Annotated in this window: 15 protein-coding genes; 13 read left to right on the top strand and 2 right to left on the bottom strand. The window is 68.3% G+C overall.

Going from position 1 to position 16,359, the window contains the following annotated elements:
- Positions 1–33: 33 nt before the first annotated feature.
- On the bottom strand, positions 34–1,386 hold the full coding sequence (locus CVV72_RS08770; RefSeq protein WP_219151915.1) for an MFS transporter: 1,353 nt from the start codon (positions 1,384–1,386) through the stop codon (positions 34–36).
- A gap of 337 nt (positions 1,387–1,723) precedes the next feature.
- Here CVV72_RS08770 and CVV72_RS08765 point away from each other — a divergent pair, with 337 nt between their 5' ends.
- Genes CVV72_RS08765 through CVV72_RS08730 form a run of 8 tightly spaced genes read left to right on the top strand, consistent with a single transcriptional unit; the run spans position 1,724 to position 8,618 of the window.
- Positions 1,724–3,193 carry a 2-hydroxymuconic semialdehyde dehydrogenase gene (locus CVV72_RS08765; protein ID WP_255632599.1) on the top strand — a complete coding sequence of 490 codons (1,470 nt, stop codon included), beginning with the start codon at positions 1,724–1,726 and terminating at the stop codon, positions 3,191–3,193.
- Positions 3,190–3,981 carry a 2-keto-4-pentenoate hydratase gene (locus tag CVV72_RS08760; protein ID WP_255632598.1) on the top strand — a complete coding sequence of 264 codons (792 nt, stop codon included), beginning with the start codon at positions 3,190–3,192 and terminating at the stop codon, positions 3,979–3,981. Before CVV72_RS08765 ends, CVV72_RS08760 begins: the two co-directional genes overlap by 4 nt.
- Positions 3,978–4,910, top strand: a complete 933-nt coding sequence (locus CVV72_RS08755) for an acetaldehyde dehydrogenase (acetylating) (protein ID WP_219151911.1) — start codon at positions 3,978–3,980, stop codon at positions 4,908–4,910. The genes CVV72_RS08760 and CVV72_RS08755 overlap by 4 nt, the downstream gene beginning before the upstream one ends.
- Positions 4,907–5,914 carry a 4-hydroxy-2-oxovalerate aldolase gene (gene dmpG / locus CVV72_RS08750; protein WP_219151909.1) on the top strand — a complete coding sequence of 336 codons (1,008 nt, stop codon included), beginning with the start codon at positions 4,907–4,909 and terminating at the stop codon, positions 5,912–5,914. Before CVV72_RS08755 ends, dmpG begins: the two co-directional genes overlap by 4 nt.
- Positions 5,911–6,678 (top strand): 2-keto-4-pentenoate hydratase, encoded by a 768-nt coding sequence (locus CVV72_RS08745; protein WP_219151907.1) that lies wholly within the window; start codon positions 5,911–5,913, stop codon positions 6,676–6,678. Before dmpG ends, CVV72_RS08745 begins: the two co-directional genes overlap by 4 nt.
- Positions 6,675–7,103: a RidA family protein gene (locus CVV72_RS08740; protein WP_219151904.1), complete on the top strand. Its 429-nt coding sequence runs from the start codon at positions 6,675–6,677 to the stop codon at positions 7,101–7,103. The genes CVV72_RS08745 and CVV72_RS08740 overlap by 4 nt, the downstream gene beginning before the upstream one ends.
- Positions 7,100–7,621, top strand: a complete 522-nt coding sequence (locus CVV72_RS08735; protein ID WP_219151903.1) for a 3-hydroxyanthranilate 3,4-dioxygenase — start codon at positions 7,100–7,102, stop codon at positions 7,619–7,621. Before CVV72_RS08740 ends, CVV72_RS08735 begins: the two co-directional genes overlap by 4 nt.
- Before the next feature lies 1 nt (position 7,622).
- A complete protein-coding gene (locus CVV72_RS08730) occupies positions 7,623–8,618 on the top strand; it encodes an amidohydrolase family protein (protein ID WP_219151901.1) in 996 nt (331 codons plus the stop codon).
- 5 nt (positions 8,619–8,623) lie between these two features.
- Here the strand turns inward: CVV72_RS08730 and CVV72_RS08725 are convergent, their stop codons facing one another.
- A complete protein-coding gene (locus CVV72_RS08725) occupies positions 8,624–9,547 on the bottom strand; it encodes a LysR substrate-binding domain-containing protein (protein WP_219151899.1) in 924 nt (307 codons plus the stop codon).
- 26 nt (positions 9,548–9,573) lie between these two features.
- Between CVV72_RS08725 and CVV72_RS08720 the strand changes: the two genes are divergently transcribed.
- The 5 genes from CVV72_RS08720 (at position 9,574) to yicI (ending at position 16,342) form a co-directional block, all read left to right on the top strand.
- Positions 9,574–10,749 (top strand): carboxylesterase family protein, encoded by a 1,176-nt coding sequence (locus CVV72_RS08720; RefSeq protein ID WP_219151898.1) that lies wholly within the window; start codon positions 9,574–9,576, stop codon positions 10,747–10,749.
- Positions 10,750–11,104: 355 nt separating this feature from the next.
- The gene (locus CVV72_RS08715) at positions 11,105–12,382 is read left to right on the top strand and encodes an ABC transporter substrate-binding protein (protein ID WP_255632597.1); all 1,278 of its coding nucleotides are present in this window, start codon (positions 11,105–11,107) and stop codon (positions 12,380–12,382) included.
- Positions 12,379–13,263 (top strand): carbohydrate ABC transporter permease, encoded by an 885-nt coding sequence (locus tag CVV72_RS08710; RefSeq protein WP_219151896.1) that lies wholly within the window; start codon positions 12,379–12,381, stop codon positions 13,261–13,263. Before CVV72_RS08715 ends, CVV72_RS08710 begins: the two co-directional genes overlap by 4 nt.
- Entirely contained in the window at positions 13,260–14,072 is an 813-nt protein-coding gene (locus CVV72_RS08705) for a carbohydrate ABC transporter permease (protein ID WP_219151895.1), read from the top strand. The genes CVV72_RS08710 and CVV72_RS08705 overlap by 4 nt, the downstream gene beginning before the upstream one ends.
- A complete protein-coding gene (gene yicI, locus CVV72_RS08700) occupies positions 14,069–16,342 on the top strand; it encodes an alpha-xylosidase (protein ID WP_219151894.1) in 2,274 nt (757 codons plus the stop codon). Before CVV72_RS08705 ends, yicI begins: the two co-directional genes overlap by 4 nt.
- The last annotated feature ends 17 nt before the right edge of the window (positions 16,343–16,359 follow it).

The following is a 16,359-nucleotide window of genomic DNA, read 5'->3' as shown; positions in this document are numbered from 1 at the left end:
ACCGTGCGCGTGGTGACCGGCATGCAACGGACTCTAATGATCGTCGAGCCTCGCCGGGTGGGTGTTCACGGACAGCGGAACAGCGTCGCGGTCGCGAGGTCCGTCCACTGTGGATTCCTCGGCACGGGAAGGGAGCAGGCGGAACAACGCCATCGCGCTGACCATGCTGACACCGCAGATCGCGGCCAGGTACCAGGTGATGCCGGTGGTCGAGCCGGTGGTGTTGAGCACCGCGGTGGCGATCATCGGGGCGAGCCCGCCGCCCAGGATCGCGCCGCCCTGCAGAAGGAGTGACATACCGGAGAACCGGACGTTGACCGGGAAGGTGTCCGCGATGATCGCGCCCTGCACGCAGTGGGTGATCGGGACGACCAGGCCCATGCCTGCCAGTGCGAGCATCGCGAGCCCGGTGTTCCCGGTGTTCAGCAACGGGAAGAACGCGAGGCACCACAGCAGGAGCGCGGCCGACCCGGCGACGAACATGGTGCGCCTGCCGTGGCGGTCGGCGATCCGCGTCCAGATCGGAATGGTGGCGAACCACAGCGCGGCCGCTCCGGTCACCGACAGGATCAGGAACTGCCGGTCGTAGTGCAGGTTCTGGGTTCCGTAGGACAGGGTGAAGACCATGAACACATAGGCGACCGCCGAGTTCGCGACGCCGACCAGCAGGGTCAGCGCGAGCCTGCCGAAGCCGACCTTGAGCGCCGCGCCGAGCGGGAACCGGACCACCTTGTCGTTCCGAGTCACCTGGGTGAACGACGGCGATTCGGTGATCTTCAGCCGGATCATCAGTCCGATCGCGACCAGCACGAAACTCAGGAGGAACGGAATCCGCCAGCCCCACGCGGCGAACGCGCTCGCCGGCATCACCGCGCTGCTGCCGAGGAACAGCAGATTCGCCAGCACCAGACCGGCGGGGGTGCCCATCTGCGGGAACCCGGCGTACCGGTTCCGTTGATCGGCGGGCGCGTGCTCCATCGACATCAGGGTTGCTCCAGCGCCCTCCCCGCCGAGCCCGATGCCCTGCACGATCCGCATCGCGACCAGCAGGATCGGCGCCCAGATACCGATCGCCTCGAAGTTCGGGATCAACCCGATCAGCGTGGAGCCGACGCCCATCAGCATCAGCGACACCACCAGCGTGGACTTGCGGCCGATCCGGTCGCCGAAGTGGCCGAACACCAGGCCGCCGAGCGGGCGGGCGATGAACCCGACGGCGAAGGTGCTGAACGCGGCGAGGGTGCCGACCGTGGGGCTCAGCGAGGGGAAGAACTGCTTGTTGAAGATCAGCGCGGACGCGGTGCCGTAAAGGAAGAAGTCGTACCACTCGAGAGTGGTCCCGGCGAGCGTGGCGGCGGCGATTCTGCGGGGCGCGGGTGCGTTCATCTGCGAAAACCCAATCGACTCGGGCGACAGCCGAGCGCGGCTGCCGGCGATTGGGCAGAAGCCTGACACCGTGAGGCATAGGCCACAAATGCCGAATTGCCGGTCTGCCATGCCTGAACAGGTATATCTCGCCACGCCTGGATGGACGACACGCGGCGTCGGCTCCGTGCCCCGTGTCGTCCGTCGAATCACGCGTGTCGTCCGTCTGATCACGCGTGTTCTCCGTTGCGGCCCGGGAACCGGCGCCAGGAGGTCAACTTCGGTATGCCTTTTCGGGTATACCCAACGAGCGGATACGCATTTGTTCCGCATGGCGCGGCCCGCCAGAGTGAACGGCATGACGCAGTCAGTGCGGTGGATCCGCAACTTCGTGGACGGTGAGTTCGCCGAGCCGGACGGACCGGGGTTCCCGGCGGTCGATCCGGCGACCGGCGCGGAGTTCGCCCGGGTGCACGAGGCCGGCCGGGAGCTGGTGCACCGCGCGGTCACCGGCGCCCGCGCCGCGTTGCACAACGGCTGGGCCGACACTCCGGTGCGGGAGCGGACCGCGTTGCTGAGCCGGGCGGCCGACCGGATCGAGGCCCGGTTCGAGGAGTTCGTCGCGGCCGAGGTCGCGGACACCGGGAAGCCGGTCACCCAGGCTCGCGAACTGGACGTGGCCCGCGCGGTGGCGAACTTCCGCACGTTCGCCGACGTGATCGCGGCCGCCGGCCAGGAATCGTTCGTCACCGATCTGCCCGGTGGGGCGCAGGCACTGAACTACGCGGTGCGCAAACCGCTCGGCGTGGTCGCGGTGATCGTGCCGTGGAATCTGCCGCTGCTGTTGCTGACCTGGAAGGTCGCGCCCGCCCTCGGCTGTGGCAACGCGGTCGTGGTCAAGCCGAGCGACCAGACCCCTTCCACCGCGACCCTGCTGGCCGAGGTACTGGCCGAGGTCGGTTTGCCCGCGGGTGCCTACAACGTCGTGCACGGGTTCGGCGGAGATTCGGCGGGGCAGTACCTGACCGAGCACCCCGGCATCGACGGGGTGACGTTCACCGGCTCGTCGGCCACCGGCACCCAGGTGATGCGCACGGTCGCGCCCCGGGTCCGGCCGGTGTCGTTCGAACTCGGCGGGAAGAACGCCGCCATCGTGTTCGGGGACGCCGATCTCGACGAGACGCTCGCCGGGCTGACCCGGTCGGTGTTCGCGAACACCGGGCAGGTCTGCCTGTGCACCGAGCGGGTGTACGTGCAGCGCTCGGTGTTCGAAGACGTGGCGGCCGGGCTGGTGGAGCGGGCGCGCGGCCTGCGGCTCGGTGACCCGTCGGCGGAGCTGACTACGACCGGCCCGCTCATCTCGCCGGAACACCGGCGCAAGGTCCTGGACTACCTCGTGCTGGCCGAGGAGGCCGGCGCCGAAACCCTGACCGGCGGCGGGATTCCCGAGCTCGGCCCGGAACTCGACGGTGGCTCGTGGCTGGAGCCGACCCTGTGGACCGGCCTGACCAACAAGGACCGGCCGGTGCGCGAGGAGATCTTCGGCCCGGTGGCCGCGCTGATCCCGTTCGACACCGAGGACGAGGCGATCGCGTTGGCCAACGACACCGAATACGGGCTCGCGTCCTCGATATGGACCCAAGACCTGCGCCGGGGGCACCGCGTCGCGCAGGCCATGCACGTCGGCATGTCCTGGGTGAACACCTGGTTCCTGCGCGACCTGCGCTCGCCGTTCGGCGGGATGGGGCTTTCGGGGATCGGCAGGGAGGGCGGCGCGTCTTCGCTGCACTTCTACACCGAGCCGACGAATGTGTGCGTGCGGCTGTGACCGCGCCGATCGAGGCGGCGGCCGCCCGGCTCGCGACCGCGGCGAGCACCGCGACCCCCTGCCCGCCGGTGCGGGAATTCCTGGGCGCGCAAGATGTCGACGCGGCCTATGCGGTGCAGCGCAGGCTGCGTGACGAGCGGGTCGCGGCGGGCGCCAGGGTGGCCGGGGCGAAGATCGGGCTGACCGCGCCTTCGGTGCAGCGGCAGTTCGGCGTGTACCAGCCGGACTTCGGCGTGCTCTTCGACGACATGCTGTACGCGCACACCGAACCCGTTCCGTACCGGCGGCTCCTGCAACCCCGCGCCGAGGGCGAGATCGCGTTCGTGCTCGGCCGCGATCTGGACGTGCCGGGCGCCTCGGTCGCCGACGTGCTGCGGGCGACGGAGTTCGTGCTGCCCGCGATCGAGATCGTGGACTCCCGGATCGATGCCTGGGATCTCTCCATCGTGGACACGGTGGCGGACAACGCGTCCAGTGGCGCGGTGGTGCTGGGCTGCGCCCCGGTCTCGTTGACCGGCCGGGATCTCGCCGCGACCGGGATGACCTTGGAACTGGACGGTGAACCGGTGTCGTTCGGCGCGGGCCACGCCTGCCTCGGCTCGCCGGTGGTCGCGGTCGCGTGGCTGGCTCGCGAGCTGGCCGCCCGTGAGCAGCCGTTACGCGCGGGCGATGTGGTGATGTCCGGGGCGCTCGGCCCGATGGTGCCGGTCACGGGCGCGGGCCGGTTCCGGCTGCGCCTGGACGGACTAGGCGAGGTCGACGCGGTGATCGAGGAGGAGACTCAGTGACAGCAACGGTTCCGGTCGCCGTCATCGGCTCCGGCAACATCGGCACCGATCTGATGATCAAGGTGCTGCGGTTGTCGAAGACGCTGCGGATGGCCGCGATGGCGGGTATCGACCCGGCCTCGGACGGGCTGGCCAGGGCGGCCCGGCTCAAGGTGGCCACCACCCACGGCGGTATCGACGGCCTCGCCGCGCTTCCGGAGTTCGCCGACGTACGGGTGATCTTCGACGCGACCTCGGCCGGTGCGCACCGGCGGCACGCCGAGGTGGCCGAGGCGCACGGCAAGCTGATGGTCGACCTGACCCCCGCCGCGCTCGGCCCGTTCGTGGTGCCGCCGGTGAATCTGGACGAGCATCTCGCCGCGCCGAACGTGAACATGGTGACCTGCGGCGGACAGGCCACGATCCCGGTCGTGGCCGCGGTTTCCTCGGTCGCCCCGGTCGCGTACGCGGAGATCGTCGCCTCCATTTCGTCCCGCTCGGCAGGGCCCGGAACCAGGGCGAACATCGACGAGTTCACCGAAACCACCGCGGCCGCCATCCGCGAGGTCGGCGGCGCCGCGATGGGCAAGGCGATCATCGTGCTGAACCCGGCCGACCCGCCGATCGTCATGCGGGACACGGTGTACTGCCTGGTCGAGGGGGAGCCGGACCGGGAGAAGATCGCGGCGTCGGTCCGGCAGATGGCCGAACGGGTGCGCGAGTACGTACCGGGCTACACGCTGAAACAGGAAGTGCAGTTCGACCCGGTGCGACGGCAGTGGGTGCCCGAGCTCGGCCGGGAGGTCTCCGGGCTCAAGGTCTCGGTGTTCCTCGAAGTGCTCGGCGCGGCCCACTATCTGCCGGATTACGCGGGAAATCTCGACATCATGACCTCGGCGGCGCTGCGCACGGCCGAGCGGATCGCCGAACTGAGGGGGTGGCTCGGATGAAGGTCTACCTCCAGGACGTGACCTTGCGCGACGGCATGCACGCGATGGGGCACGCGTACACAGTGGACCAGGTCCGGCGGATCGTGTCCGCCGTGGACAAGGCGGGCGTGGCGGCGATCGAGGTCGCGCACGGCGACGGGATCGGCGGGTCCAGCGCGACGTACGGATTCGGCGCGCACACCGACGAGGAGTGGATCACCGCGGCCGCGGAGGTGATCGAGAACGCCATACTGACGACGTTGCTGCTGCCCGGCATCGGGACGATCGGACAGTTGCGCCGCGCCCGCGACCTCGGGGTGCGCAGCGTGCGGATCGCCACCCACTGCACCGAGGCCGACGTCGCCGCGCAGCACATCGCCTGGGCCCGCGAACAGGGCATGGACGTGTCCGGATTCCTGATGATGAGCCACCTTTCCCCGCCGGTGGCGCTCGCCGAGCAGGCCAGGCTGATGGAGTCCTACGGTGCGCACTGCGTGTACGTCACCGATTCCGGCGGGCGGCTGACGATGAACGGGGTCGCCGAGCGGATCGACGCGTACCGGCAGGTGCTCGACCCTCGGACCGAGATCGGCATCCACGCGCACGAGAACCTCTCCCTTTCGGTGGCGAACAGCGTGACCGCGGTCGAGCACGGCGCTTACCGGGTGGACGTCGCGCTGGCCGGACAGGGCGCGGGAGCGGGCAACTGCCCGGCCGAGCCGTTCGTCGCGGTCGCCGACCTGCTCGGCTGGGAGCACGGCGCGGACCTGTTCGCGTTGCAGGACGCGGCGGACGATCTGGTCCGCCCGCTGCGGGAGCGGCCGGTCCAGGTGGACCGCGAGACGCTGACCCTCGGCTACGCCGGGGTGTACTCGAGTTTCCTGCTGCACGCCGAGCGCGCGGCCACCCGCTACGGACTGGACACCCGGCGGATTCTCACCGAGGTCGGCAGGCGGAAGCTGGTCGGCGGGCAGGAGGACATGATCGTGGACATCGCACTCGACCTGGTACGGAGCGGCGCATGACGGCCACCGAGGAGATCTCGGCGCTCGCCGAGCGGCTGGACACCGCGCAGACGTCGCGGGTGGACACGCCGAGTCTCGCCGACGATCACCAGTTCGACATCGCCGACGCGTACGCGATCCAGGCCGCGCTGATGGCCCGCCGGGAGAGTCGCGGCGAACGGGTGATCGGGGTGAAGCTGGGGCTGACCAGCAAGGCGAAGATGGCGCAGATGGGCGTGTCCGAAGTGATCGTGGGCAGGCTCACCGACACGATGCGAGTCGCCGACGGCGGGGAGGTCTCGCTGGCGGGCTTCATCCATCCGAAGGTGGAGCCGGAGGTCGCTTACCGGCTGGCCCGCGATGTCGACCTCACCGACCCCGCGTTCGACGTGGAGTCCGCTGTGGACGCGATGGCGCCGGCGATCGAGATCATCGACTCCCGGTACCGGGATTTCCGGTTCACCCACACCGATGTGGTCGCGGACAACACTTCGGCCGCCGGGTTCGTGCTCGGCCCGTGGCGCGCGTTCGGCGAGGCGGCGAACCGGGCGGTGCGGCTGCGCTCCGGTGACCGCGAGGTGGTCGGCTCGACGGCGGCGATCCTCGGCGATCCGGTGCGCGCGCTGCACGCGCTGGTCGAGCTGTGCCGGAAACGGGACATCCCGTTGCGGGCCGGGCAGGTGGTCCTGGCCGGGGCGGCGACCGAGGCGGTGCCGTTCGTGCCCGGAATCGCCGAGGCGGACATCGCCGGGCTCGGCCGCGTTTCGGTGCGGGGGTTGGCATGAATGGGCGGGTGATCTCCGGGCTGGCCAAGCCGAGGGGCCGGTTCCCGCATGTGAAGGTCGCGGGAGACCTGGTCTTCGTGTCCGGTACCAGCTCTCGACGTCTGGACAACACCTTCGCCGGCGTCGAGGTGGACGAACTCGGCACCACGAATCTGGACATCCGCGAGCAGACCCGCGCGGTGATCGAGAACATCCGCGGCATCCTGCACGAGGTCGGCGCCGACCTCGCCGACATCACCCAGATCACCACCTTCCTGGTTTCGATGAACGATTTCGGCGGCTACAACGAGATCTACGGCGAATACTTCGACGAAACAGGCCCCGCCCGCACCACGGTCGCCGTGCATCAGCTGCCGCATCCGCATCTGCTGATCGAAATCCAGGCGATCGCTCATCTACCGAAAGACACGGAGGTTCCGCGATGACCGGCATTCCCGAGGTCGTCAATTTCCAGGCCTGGATCGCCGAGCACGAGCATCTGCTCAAGCCGCCGGTGAACAACCGGACCATGGCGCTGGGCAAGGATTTCATCGTGCAGATCGTCGGTGGGCCGAACCAGCGCACCGACTTCCACGTCGACCCCTACGAGGAATGGTTCTACCAGCTCAAGGGCAACATGCACGTGAACATCATGACCGACGAAGGCCAGAAGACCGTGCGCATCTCCGAGGGCGACACGTGGCTGCTGCCGGGCGACATCCCGCACTCGCCGCAGCGCCCGGAAGCCGACTCGATCGGCCTGGTCATCGAACGTGTCCGCGAGGAGGGCACGCTGGAGAAGTTCCAGTGGTACTGCCTCGAATGCGCCTCGCTGGTGCACGAGGTGGAACTCCAGGTGCGCGACATCGTCGAGGATCTGCCGCCGGTCTTCACCGCGTTCTACGGCGACGAACAGGCGCGCACCTGTGGGAACTGCGGCGCCCTTCACCCCGGGAAGGGCTGAGATGACCGGCCTGATCGACATCCACACGCATTACGTGCCGAACGGCTGGCCGGATCTGCGCGCGGACGCCGGGCCGGACGCGCCGTGGCTGCGTGCGGAGACCGAGTCCGAGGCGATGATCATGATGGGGGAGAAGGAGTTCCGCCGGATCGGCGCGGATTGCTGGAACGCGGAGACCCGGCTGCTGGACATGGACGCCGACGGCGTGCGCACCCAGGTGGTCTCCCCGACGCCCGCCTTCTTCAACTACGGCCGGACCGCCGAGCAGGCGGGCCGGATCGCCCGGATCTTCAACGATCTGGCGCTGGAGATCGTCGCGCCGGCGCCGGACCGGCTGATCCCGTTCTGCCAGGTTCCGTTGCAGGACACCGACGCGGCGTGCCGCGAACTGGAACGCTGCCTGGCGGCGGGGCATCGCGGGGTGGAGATCGGCAACCACGTCGGCGACCAGGATCTCGACAGCGCCGGGGTGGAGACCTTCCTGCAGCACTGCGCGTCGCTCGGGGTCCCGGTGTTCGTGCACCCGTGGGACATGGCCGATTCGCCCCGGCTGGACCGATGGATGGCGCGGTGGCTGACCGCGATGCCCGCGGAAACGCATCTGTCGATCCTCGCGCTGGTGCTCGGCGGGGTCTTCGACCGGATCGACGCGAGCCTGAAGATCTGCTTCGCCCACGGCGGCGGGTCGTTCGCGTTCTGGCTCGGCCGGATGGAGAACGCCTGGCATCGGCGGAACGACGTGATCGGCACCTCGGAGTTCCCGCCCTCGCACTACCTCGACCGGTTCCACGTCGACTCGGTGGTCTTCGACGAGCGGGCGCTGCGGCTGCTCGTGGACACGCTCGGCGCCGAGCGGGTGATGGTCGGCAGCGACTACCCGTACCCGCTCGGTGAACGTCCGGTCGGCGAGGTGGTGCGCAAGAGCGGTTTCCTGAGCGACACCGAGCGACAGCTGATCACCAGCGGGAACGCCGAGCGTTTCCTCTCCCTGTCGTGACCGTCCTAATCGGACATTCCGGTGGCGACGTCGGTCAGGCTGCGGATCAGCGCGTCCACCGACGGGCTGAGCGTGCGCTGGGCGGGCAGGGTGAGCCCGACGCTGTGCCCGATGGGCTCCAGCGCCAGCGCGACCCTGGTGATCCTCGGATCGTCCTTGGTGATCAGGCTGGGCAGCGCGGCGATCACGTCGGTCTCCAGCAGCAGCTGCCGCACGGTGAGGAACGACGTGGTCTCCACGCGGTTCGCGGGCAGCGAGAAGCCGTTGCGGGTGAACAACTGCTCCAGCTCGCGGCGCAGCGCGGTCTCCGCTCCGGGCAGGATCCACGGATACTCCGCGAGGTCGGCCAGCTCGACGCCGGTCGCGCCCGCCAGCGGATGTGCGGTGCGCACCACCAGATCCACCGACTCGTCGTACAGTTTGCGCCGCTCGATCCGCTCGTCCGAAGGTGCCGTCAGCCTGCCGATGATCAGGTCGACCCGGCCCGCCTCCAGCTCCACCAGCAGAGCTTCGGGCGAACCCTCCCGGACCACGATGGTCAGGTACGGCCGCTCGGTCTTGATCGCCGCGATCGCGCGCGGCAGCAGCATGTTCGATCCCGCGAGATGGGTGCCGACCACCACCGTGCCGCGTTCGGCGTCGGCCAGCTCGGCGACGTGCCGCCCGGCCTGCTCGAGCTGGGCGAGCACCGCGCGGGCATGTCCGGTGAACGCCTCGCCGAACACGGTCGGGGTGATACCGCGCGGGCCGCGTTCGAACAACCGCACGTCGAGGATCTCTTCGAGTTCGTGCAGACTTCGGGTCGCCACCGGCTGCGTCACGTGCAACTCGGCGGCGGCCCCGACCACGGTGCCCTGCCTGGCCAGCGCGTCGAGCAGGACGAGATGGCGGAACTTCAGTCGGCCGTCCAGCAGGCGTGGCAAGATCACCAGCCGATCCTACCCGCGAGGTGTGTATGACCACGATTGTCCGAACCGGACCGATTCGCTATGCCACAGCGGCACGGTTCGCGCCGCCGGTCGCCGTTTCGGAGCGGACACCTTCCAGTGGGGAGCTCAGTCCGCAACCGCCGTCCCGGCTGGACCGCGTGATGGGACCGCCGCGCGATCACCTGCCGCAGGGCGAGGACTGTCTCAACCTGACGATCAGCACTCCCGGTTTGGATGACGGGCGCAGGCCGGTGCTGGTGTGGCTGCACGGTGGCGGCTTCTCCAGTGGTGGCGGGTTGCTCGACTGGTACGACGGCGGTGCGCTGGCGGCCGAAGGCGGCCTGGTGGTGGTCAGCGTCAACTACCGGCTCGGTGCACTCGGCTACCTGTATTTGGACGGCGTCAGCCCCGGCAACCTCGGGCTGGCCGACCAGCTGGAGGCGCTGCGCTGGGTGCGGGCCAACATCGCGGCCTACGGCGGAGACCCGGACAACGTGACGGTCGCCGGGCAGTCGGCGGGCGGCATCTCCATCCGGCTGCTGATGGATCTGCCCGAGGCGCGAGGCCTGTTCCGGCGGGCGATCCTGCAGAGCGCGCCGCTGGGCCTCGGCGCCCGACCGCCCGGGCACGCGGAGAAACTCGGCCGGGTGTTCGCCGACGCGCTCGGCACCGACCCGCGCACCGCCGGGATCCCGGAAATCCTTGCCGCGCAGAAGGAAACCGCGCTGACCAACCTGCGGCTCACCGGCGACCCGATGGAGCCCGCGTTCATTCCGGTGGACACGCCGGACAAGGCGTCCTTCCCGGACAACGTGCGCGATCTCGACGTGCTGTACGGCTGGAACGCCGACGACATGACCGCGTTCCCCGGCGCGGCCGGCACCGACGAGATCTACGTCGAACCGCTGGCCGCTTTCGGCGACCGGCTGCGTTCGGCCGGTGCCGGCGTCTTCTCGTATCGCCTGGACTGGAGGCCCGAGGGGTCCGGGTTCGGCGCCACCCACTGCCTGGAACTGCCGCTGCTGCTCGGCACCGAGCAGGCCTGGCAGGACAGCCCGATGCTCGGCAAGGTCCCGTGGCCCGAGGTCGATGCCTTCGGCGCCGCCCTCCGCGCCGTCTGGGCGACCTTCGCCCGCACCGGCACCCTCGACCCCGTCCCGGTCGCGGGTCACCCCGTCCGCTTCGGCCCCGAACTCGCGTGATCGAAGCCGTAACTCGCGTGATCGAAGCCGTAACTCGCGTGATTGAAGGCGTAACTCGCGCATCGCGTGTGTTACGGCTCCAGACACGCGAGTTGCGTCTCTGATCACGCGAGTTACGGCTTCAGATACATCAAGGGGCCTTCGCGGACCCGGCGAAAAAGCCCTGACAGTAGAGGTGGGAGCGCGCCCGGTCAAGACGTTGTGCTGACCGGGCGCGCGGTCCTATCGTGTCCATCGAAGCGCTTCGACAGTTCGGATCACCGCGGATTCCGAGGGAGGCCACGTTGGCCGGCGACGATCGGCGATCCCCGGATCGGACCGCCTCGATCACCCACTTCTCTGGAGGGAACCCTTGATGTCGAAGCGAGTAGTGGCTGCCGCGATGGTCGCGATACTGGCCATCGCGGGCTGTGGGTCCGGATCCGGCAGCGGCGACCCGAAGACCCTGAAACTGTGGCACTACGAGCCGCCGGACAGCGCGATGGGCGTGGCCTGGGCCGAGGCGATCAAGCAGTTCGAAGCGAGCCACCCCGGCGTCAAGGTCGCCTTCGAGGAGAAGGGCTTCGAACAGATCCAGAAGACGGCGCCGATGGTGCTCAATTCGGGCGACGCGCCGGACGTCTTGGAATACAACAAGGGCAACGCCACCGCGGGACTGCTGTCGAAGCAAGGGCTCCTGACCGACATCAGCGAAGAGGTCACGAAACGCGGCTGGGACAAGCAGCTCACCCCGGCGCTCCAGACCACCGCCCGGTACGACGAGAACGGCGTGATGGGAACCGGCAACTGGTACGGCGTCCCGAACTACGCCGAGTACTTGAAGGTCTTCTACAACAAGGACATGTTCGCGCAGCAGGGACTCGAAGAGCCGAGGACCGTCGAGCAGCTGACCGCGGCCATGGACAAGTTCACCGCCGCCGGGATCACCCCGCTGGCCGTCGGTGGGTCGGAGTACCCGGCACACCAGATCCTGTACCAGCTCGCCCTCACCAAGGCCGACCGCGGCTGGGTGGACCGCTACCAGCGCTACACCGGCAAGGTGGACTTCCACGACGCAGCGTGGACCTACGGCGCGACGACCTTCGCCGACTGGGTGAAGAAGGGGTACATCAGCAAGGATTCGGCCGGTGTGGACACCGAAGGCATGGGCACGTCGTTCATGCGGGGCAAGTACCCGATCATGATCAGCGGCAGCTGGTGGTACGGCAGGCTGGTGCGGAGCATCAAGAACTTCCAGTGGGGTTCGGTCCCGTGGCCGGGGATGACCGCGGGTTCCGCGGGCAACATGTGGGTCATCCCCAAGGGAGCGAAGAACCGGGACCTCGCGCTCGACTTCATCGCGATCACGATGTCCCAGCCGATCCAGGACAAGCTGCGGGAGGCCGGTGGGGTCCCGGTGGTGAACGGTCCCACGCCGCCCGCCGATCCGCGGCTGAAGGAACTGGTCGAGGACTTCACCGCGCTGTCCGCGCAGGACAAGCTCGCGTTCTATCCCGATTGGCCGGCTCCCGGGTACTACGACGTCCATGTCTCGGCGACGCAGAAGCTCATCACCTCGAGCGCCTCGCCGTCACAGGTGCTCGACGAGCTCGCCAAGCCCTACGAGGAGAATCTGGCGAACGTCGGCAAATGACCAGGAGACGGGGCGACTACCTGCTCTTCCTGATCCCCGGCGCGCTGCTGCTGATCGCGGTGATCCTGGTGCCGTTCGCGATGAACATCGGTATCAGCTTCACCCAGTGGTCCGGCGCCGGCGATCCGAAGTGGACAGGACTGGACAATTACCGGCGGTTGTTCGCGGACGACGTCTTCTGGGCGTCGTTCCGCCACAACGTCGGGCTCGTGGTGGCGATGGCCATCGTGCCGACCGTGGCGGGACTGGTGATCGCGGCCGCGCTGTTCGATTTCGTGGCCAAACGGTTCGGGACGCGGGCGGCCAGCGTGCTGCGGGCCTGCGTCTACCTGCCACAGGTGCTGCCGATCGCGGTGGCCGGCATCGTGTGGAGCTGGATCCTGGCCCCCGAGGGAGCGGTCAACGAACTGCTCTCCGCCGTCGGACTCGGTTCGCTCGCCCAGAACTGGCTGGGCGATCCGGAACTCGCCCTGTGGAGCGTGATGGGCGTGATGGTGTGGATCCAGGTCGGCTATCCGGTGGTCATCTTCATGGCCGGGATGCAGCGCGCCGACCCCTCACTGCACGAGGCGGCGGAACTGGACGGCGCGTCGTGGTGGGGCCGCTTCTGGCATGTGACGGTGCCACAGCTGCGGCCCGAGGTCTTCGTGGTCCTGCTGACCTGCACCATCGCCGCGTTGAAGGTCTTCGGGCCGATCTACGTGCTGACCAGGGGAGGCCCCGGCGGGTCCACCAACGTGCCGTCGTATTACTCGTTCCAGAACTTCTTCGAGAAGACGCAGGTCGGCTACGGCGCGGCGATCGCGACCGTGCTCACGGTGCTGATCCTCGTGCTCACCACGGTGTTCCTCCGGATCCAGAGGCGGGGTGAGCACGCGTGAAACGGCATGTGACGCTCTGGTCGTTGATCGTGCTCGCGATCGTGATGCTGGCGCCGTTCCTGGTCGTGGCGCTGAACGCGCTGAAGTCACCGGCCGAGTACGCGTCCGACGGCCCACTGTCCTTTCCGGACGGCGTGTACCTGCAGGGGCTGATCGACTTCTGGGTCCGGGTCGGATTCGGGCAGAAGCTGCTCAACAGCGTCGTGATCAGCGGGTCGGTCGCGGTACTGGCGGTGGTGATCTCGGTGCTCAACGCCTACGCGCTGGGCATCGGCCGGGTCCGCGGCAGGACGTGGATCCTGGTCGCGTTCCTCATCGCGAACACGTTGCCGCAGGAAGCCTTGGCGTACCCGCTGTACTTCCTCGCCAACGAGACCGGTCTCTACGACACCCAGCTCGGCGTGATCATCATCTTCACGATCATCCAGGCCGCGTTCGGCACCTATCTGCTGTCCTCGACGTACGTCGGGTTTCCGCACGAACTGCTCGAGGCCGCCTACCTCGACGGCGCGAACAAATGGCAGACCCTGGTACGGATCGTGGTTCCGATCAGCAGGCCGACCCTCGGAGTGCTGTTCGTCTTCTTCTTCATCTGGACGTGGAACGAGTTCTTCCTGCCGCTGATCCTGCTGATCTCCAACGACACCCAGACCGTTCCGGTCGCCTTGGGTGTGCTGCAGGGCCAGCGGATGATGGACGCGACCATGACCAGTGCCTCGGCGTTGCTCGGGGTCATCCCGGCGATCGCCTTCTTCCTGATCTTCCAGCGGACGTTGACACGTGGCATCACGGCAGGGGCGGTCAAATGAAGTTCAGCAATGGATACTGGCTGCTGCGCGACGGAGTACAGGCGGCGCATCCGGTGGAGGTGTACGACCTCACCGCGGGAGACGGCCGGATCGTGGTGCACGCGCCGACCCATCGCATCCGCCACCGCGGTGACCTGTTGAAGGGGCCGGTGGCGACGGTCGGGTTCTCCTCGCCGATGCCGGACGTGATCGGGGTGAGCGTCACACATTTCGAGGGCGGGCTTCCGCGAGAACCCCGCTTCGAGCTGTCGGCCGTCGACGAGGAGGTGAAAGTCTCCGAGGACGGGCACACGCTCACCGCCGGCGCGTTGTCGGTGCGGCTCCACCGCGGCGAAGGATGGAAGGTCGACTTCGTCGCGGACGGCAAGGTGCTCACCACCAGCGGGGCCAAGGGGATGGGCTTCATGAGCCTCGACGGCGAGCATCATGTCCGCGACCAGCTCGACCTCGGCGTGGGAGCGCAGGTCTACGGGCTCGGCGAGCGCTTCGGGCCACTGGTGCGCAACGGGCAGGTCGTCGAGATCTGGAACGCCGATGCCGGCACGAGCAGCGAACAGGCCTACAAGAACGTCCCGTTCTACCTGACCAACGCCGGCTATGGCGTGTTCGTGAATCATCCGGGGCACGTGTCCTTCGAGGTCGCCTCCGAAGCGGTGTCACGGGTGCAGTTCAGCGTCGTCGGCCAGTCGCTGGAGTACTTCGTCATCTACGGCCCTAGCCCGAAGGAGATCCTGCGCAAGTACACGGCGCTGACCGGCAGACCGGCGCTCCCGCCCGCGTGGTCCTTCGGGCTGTGGCTGTCGACGTCGTTCACCACGTCCTACGACGAAGAGACCGTGTCAGGATTCGTCGACGGCATGATCGAACGCGATCTGCCGCTGAGCGTCTTCCATTTCGACTGCTTCTGGATGCGCGAATTCAACTGGTGCGACTTCGAATGGGATCCGCGGACGTTCCCGGACCCGGTCGGCATGCTGGAGCGGCTGAAAGCGCGGGACCTGCGCATCTCGGTCTGGATCAACCCGTATGTGGCGCAACGGTCACCGCTGTTCGCCGAGGGCGTCGCGGGCGGATACCTGCTGCGGAAACCGAACGGTGACGTGTGGCAGTGGGACCTCTGGCAGCCGGGAATGGCTCTGGTCGACTTCACCAATCCCGCCGCGCGCGAGTGGTACGCGGCCAAGTTGGACGCTTTGCTCGCACAGGGCGTGGACTGTTTCAAGACCGACTTCGGCGAACGGGTGCCGACGGACGTCGTCTACTTCGACGGATCCGATCCCGAGCGGATGCACAACTACTACACCTACCTGTACAACCAGACCGTCTTCGACGTGCTCCGCAAGCGGCGCGGGGAGGGCGGAGCCGTGGTGTTCGCGCGCTCGGCGACCGCGGGCTCGCAGCAGTTCCCGGTGCATTGGGGCGGCGACTGCGAATCGACGTACGAGTCGATGGCCGAGAGCCTGCGCGGCGGCCTTTCCCTCGGTCTGTCCGGTTTCGGGTACTGGAGCCACGACATCGGCGGCTTCGAAGGCACCCCGGATCCGGCTTTGTTCAAACGCTGGATCGCGTTCGGGATGTTGTCGTCGCACAGCAGGTTGCACGGCAGCTCGTCCTACCGGGTGCCGTGGCTGTTCGACGAGGAGGCCGTCGACGTCCTGCGGGTGTTCTCCAAGCTCAAGGCGCGGCTGATGCCGTACCTGTGGCAAGCGGCGGCACAGGCCGCGGCCGAGGGCACGCCGATGATGCGGGCGATGGCGCTGGAGTTCCCGGCCGATCCCGCGTGCGCCCACCTGGAGCGGCAGTACATGCTGGGTGACTCGCTCCTGGTGGCCCCGGTGTTCTCGGACGAGGGCGAAGTGACCTACTACGTCCCGGACGGCGTGTGGACCGACTTCTTCACCGGCGACGAGATCCAGGGACCGCGGTGGGTGACCACCGTCTGCGACATGCTCACCGTCCCGTTGCTGGTGCGTCCCGACACCGTGCTGCCGCTGGGTGCCGTCGACGACCGGCCGGACTACGACTACGCCGACGGCGTCACACTGCGGCTGTACCGGCTGGAGGACGGCGGCAGGATCACCACCACCGTCGGCGGCTCGACGTTCCGCACCCGCCGGGAGGGCGACAGCGTCCACATCGACGTCGACGCCGCGCCCGATGGCTGGCAGGTGGCCTTTCCCGGAGGTGACGAGACGATCGTGGCGACGGGAAGCGCGTTGACGATTCGCGGCGCTGTCTGCCCGGAAGGCCGCGCTGGGTCACCGGCCTGAGTGTCGCGAAAGCCACT

The organism is Amycolatopsis sp. TNS106 (assembly GCF_019330265.1).
Taxonomy (GTDB): Bacteria; Actinomycetota; Actinomycetes; order Mycobacteriales; family Pseudonocardiaceae; genus Amycolatopsis; species Amycolatopsis lurida.
The sequence above is the reverse complement of the archived record's forward strand: the minus strand, read 5'-3'. Positions and strand labels throughout refer to the sequence as shown.

Excerpts from the sequence above, each read along its gene's own strand:
- CVV72_RS08770 (WP_219151915.1), bottom strand. The coding sequence starts at position 1,386 with ATGAACGCACCCGCGCCCCGCAGAATCGCCGCCGCCACGCTCGCCGGG.
- CVV72_RS08765 (WP_255632599.1), top strand. The coding sequence starts at position 1,724 with ATGACGCAGTCAGTGCGGTGGATCCGCAACTTCGTGGACGGTGAGTTC.
- dmpG (WP_219151909.1), top strand. The coding sequence starts at position 4,907 with ATGAAGGTCTACCTCCAGGACGTGACCTTGCGCGACGGCATGCACGCG.
- CVV72_RS08745 (WP_219151907.1), top strand. The coding sequence starts at position 5,911 with ATGACGGCCACCGAGGAGATCTCGGCGCTCGCCGAGCGGCTGGACACC.
- CVV72_RS08740 (WP_219151904.1), top strand. The coding sequence starts at position 6,675 with ATGAATGGGCGGGTGATCTCCGGGCTGGCCAAGCCGAGGGGCCGGTTC.
- CVV72_RS08735 (WP_219151903.1), top strand. The coding sequence starts at position 7,100 with ATGACCGGCATTCCCGAGGTCGTCAATTTCCAGGCCTGGATCGCCGAG.
- CVV72_RS08730 (WP_219151901.1), top strand. The coding sequence starts at position 7,623 with ATGACCGGCCTGATCGACATCCACACGCATTACGTGCCGAACGGCTGG.
- CVV72_RS08720 (WP_219151898.1), top strand. The coding sequence starts at position 9,574 with ATGACCACGATTGTCCGAACCGGACCGATTCGCTATGCCACAGCGGCA.
- CVV72_RS08715 (WP_255632597.1), top strand. The coding sequence starts at position 11,105 with ATGTCGAAGCGAGTAGTGGCTGCCGCGATGGTCGCGATACTGGCCATC.
- CVV72_RS08710 (WP_219151896.1), top strand. The coding sequence starts at position 12,379 with ATGACCAGGAGACGGGGCGACTACCTGCTCTTCCTGATCCCCGGCGCG.
- yicI (WP_219151894.1), top strand. The coding sequence starts at position 14,069 with ATGAAGTTCAGCAATGGATACTGGCTGCTGCGCGACGGAGTACAGGCG.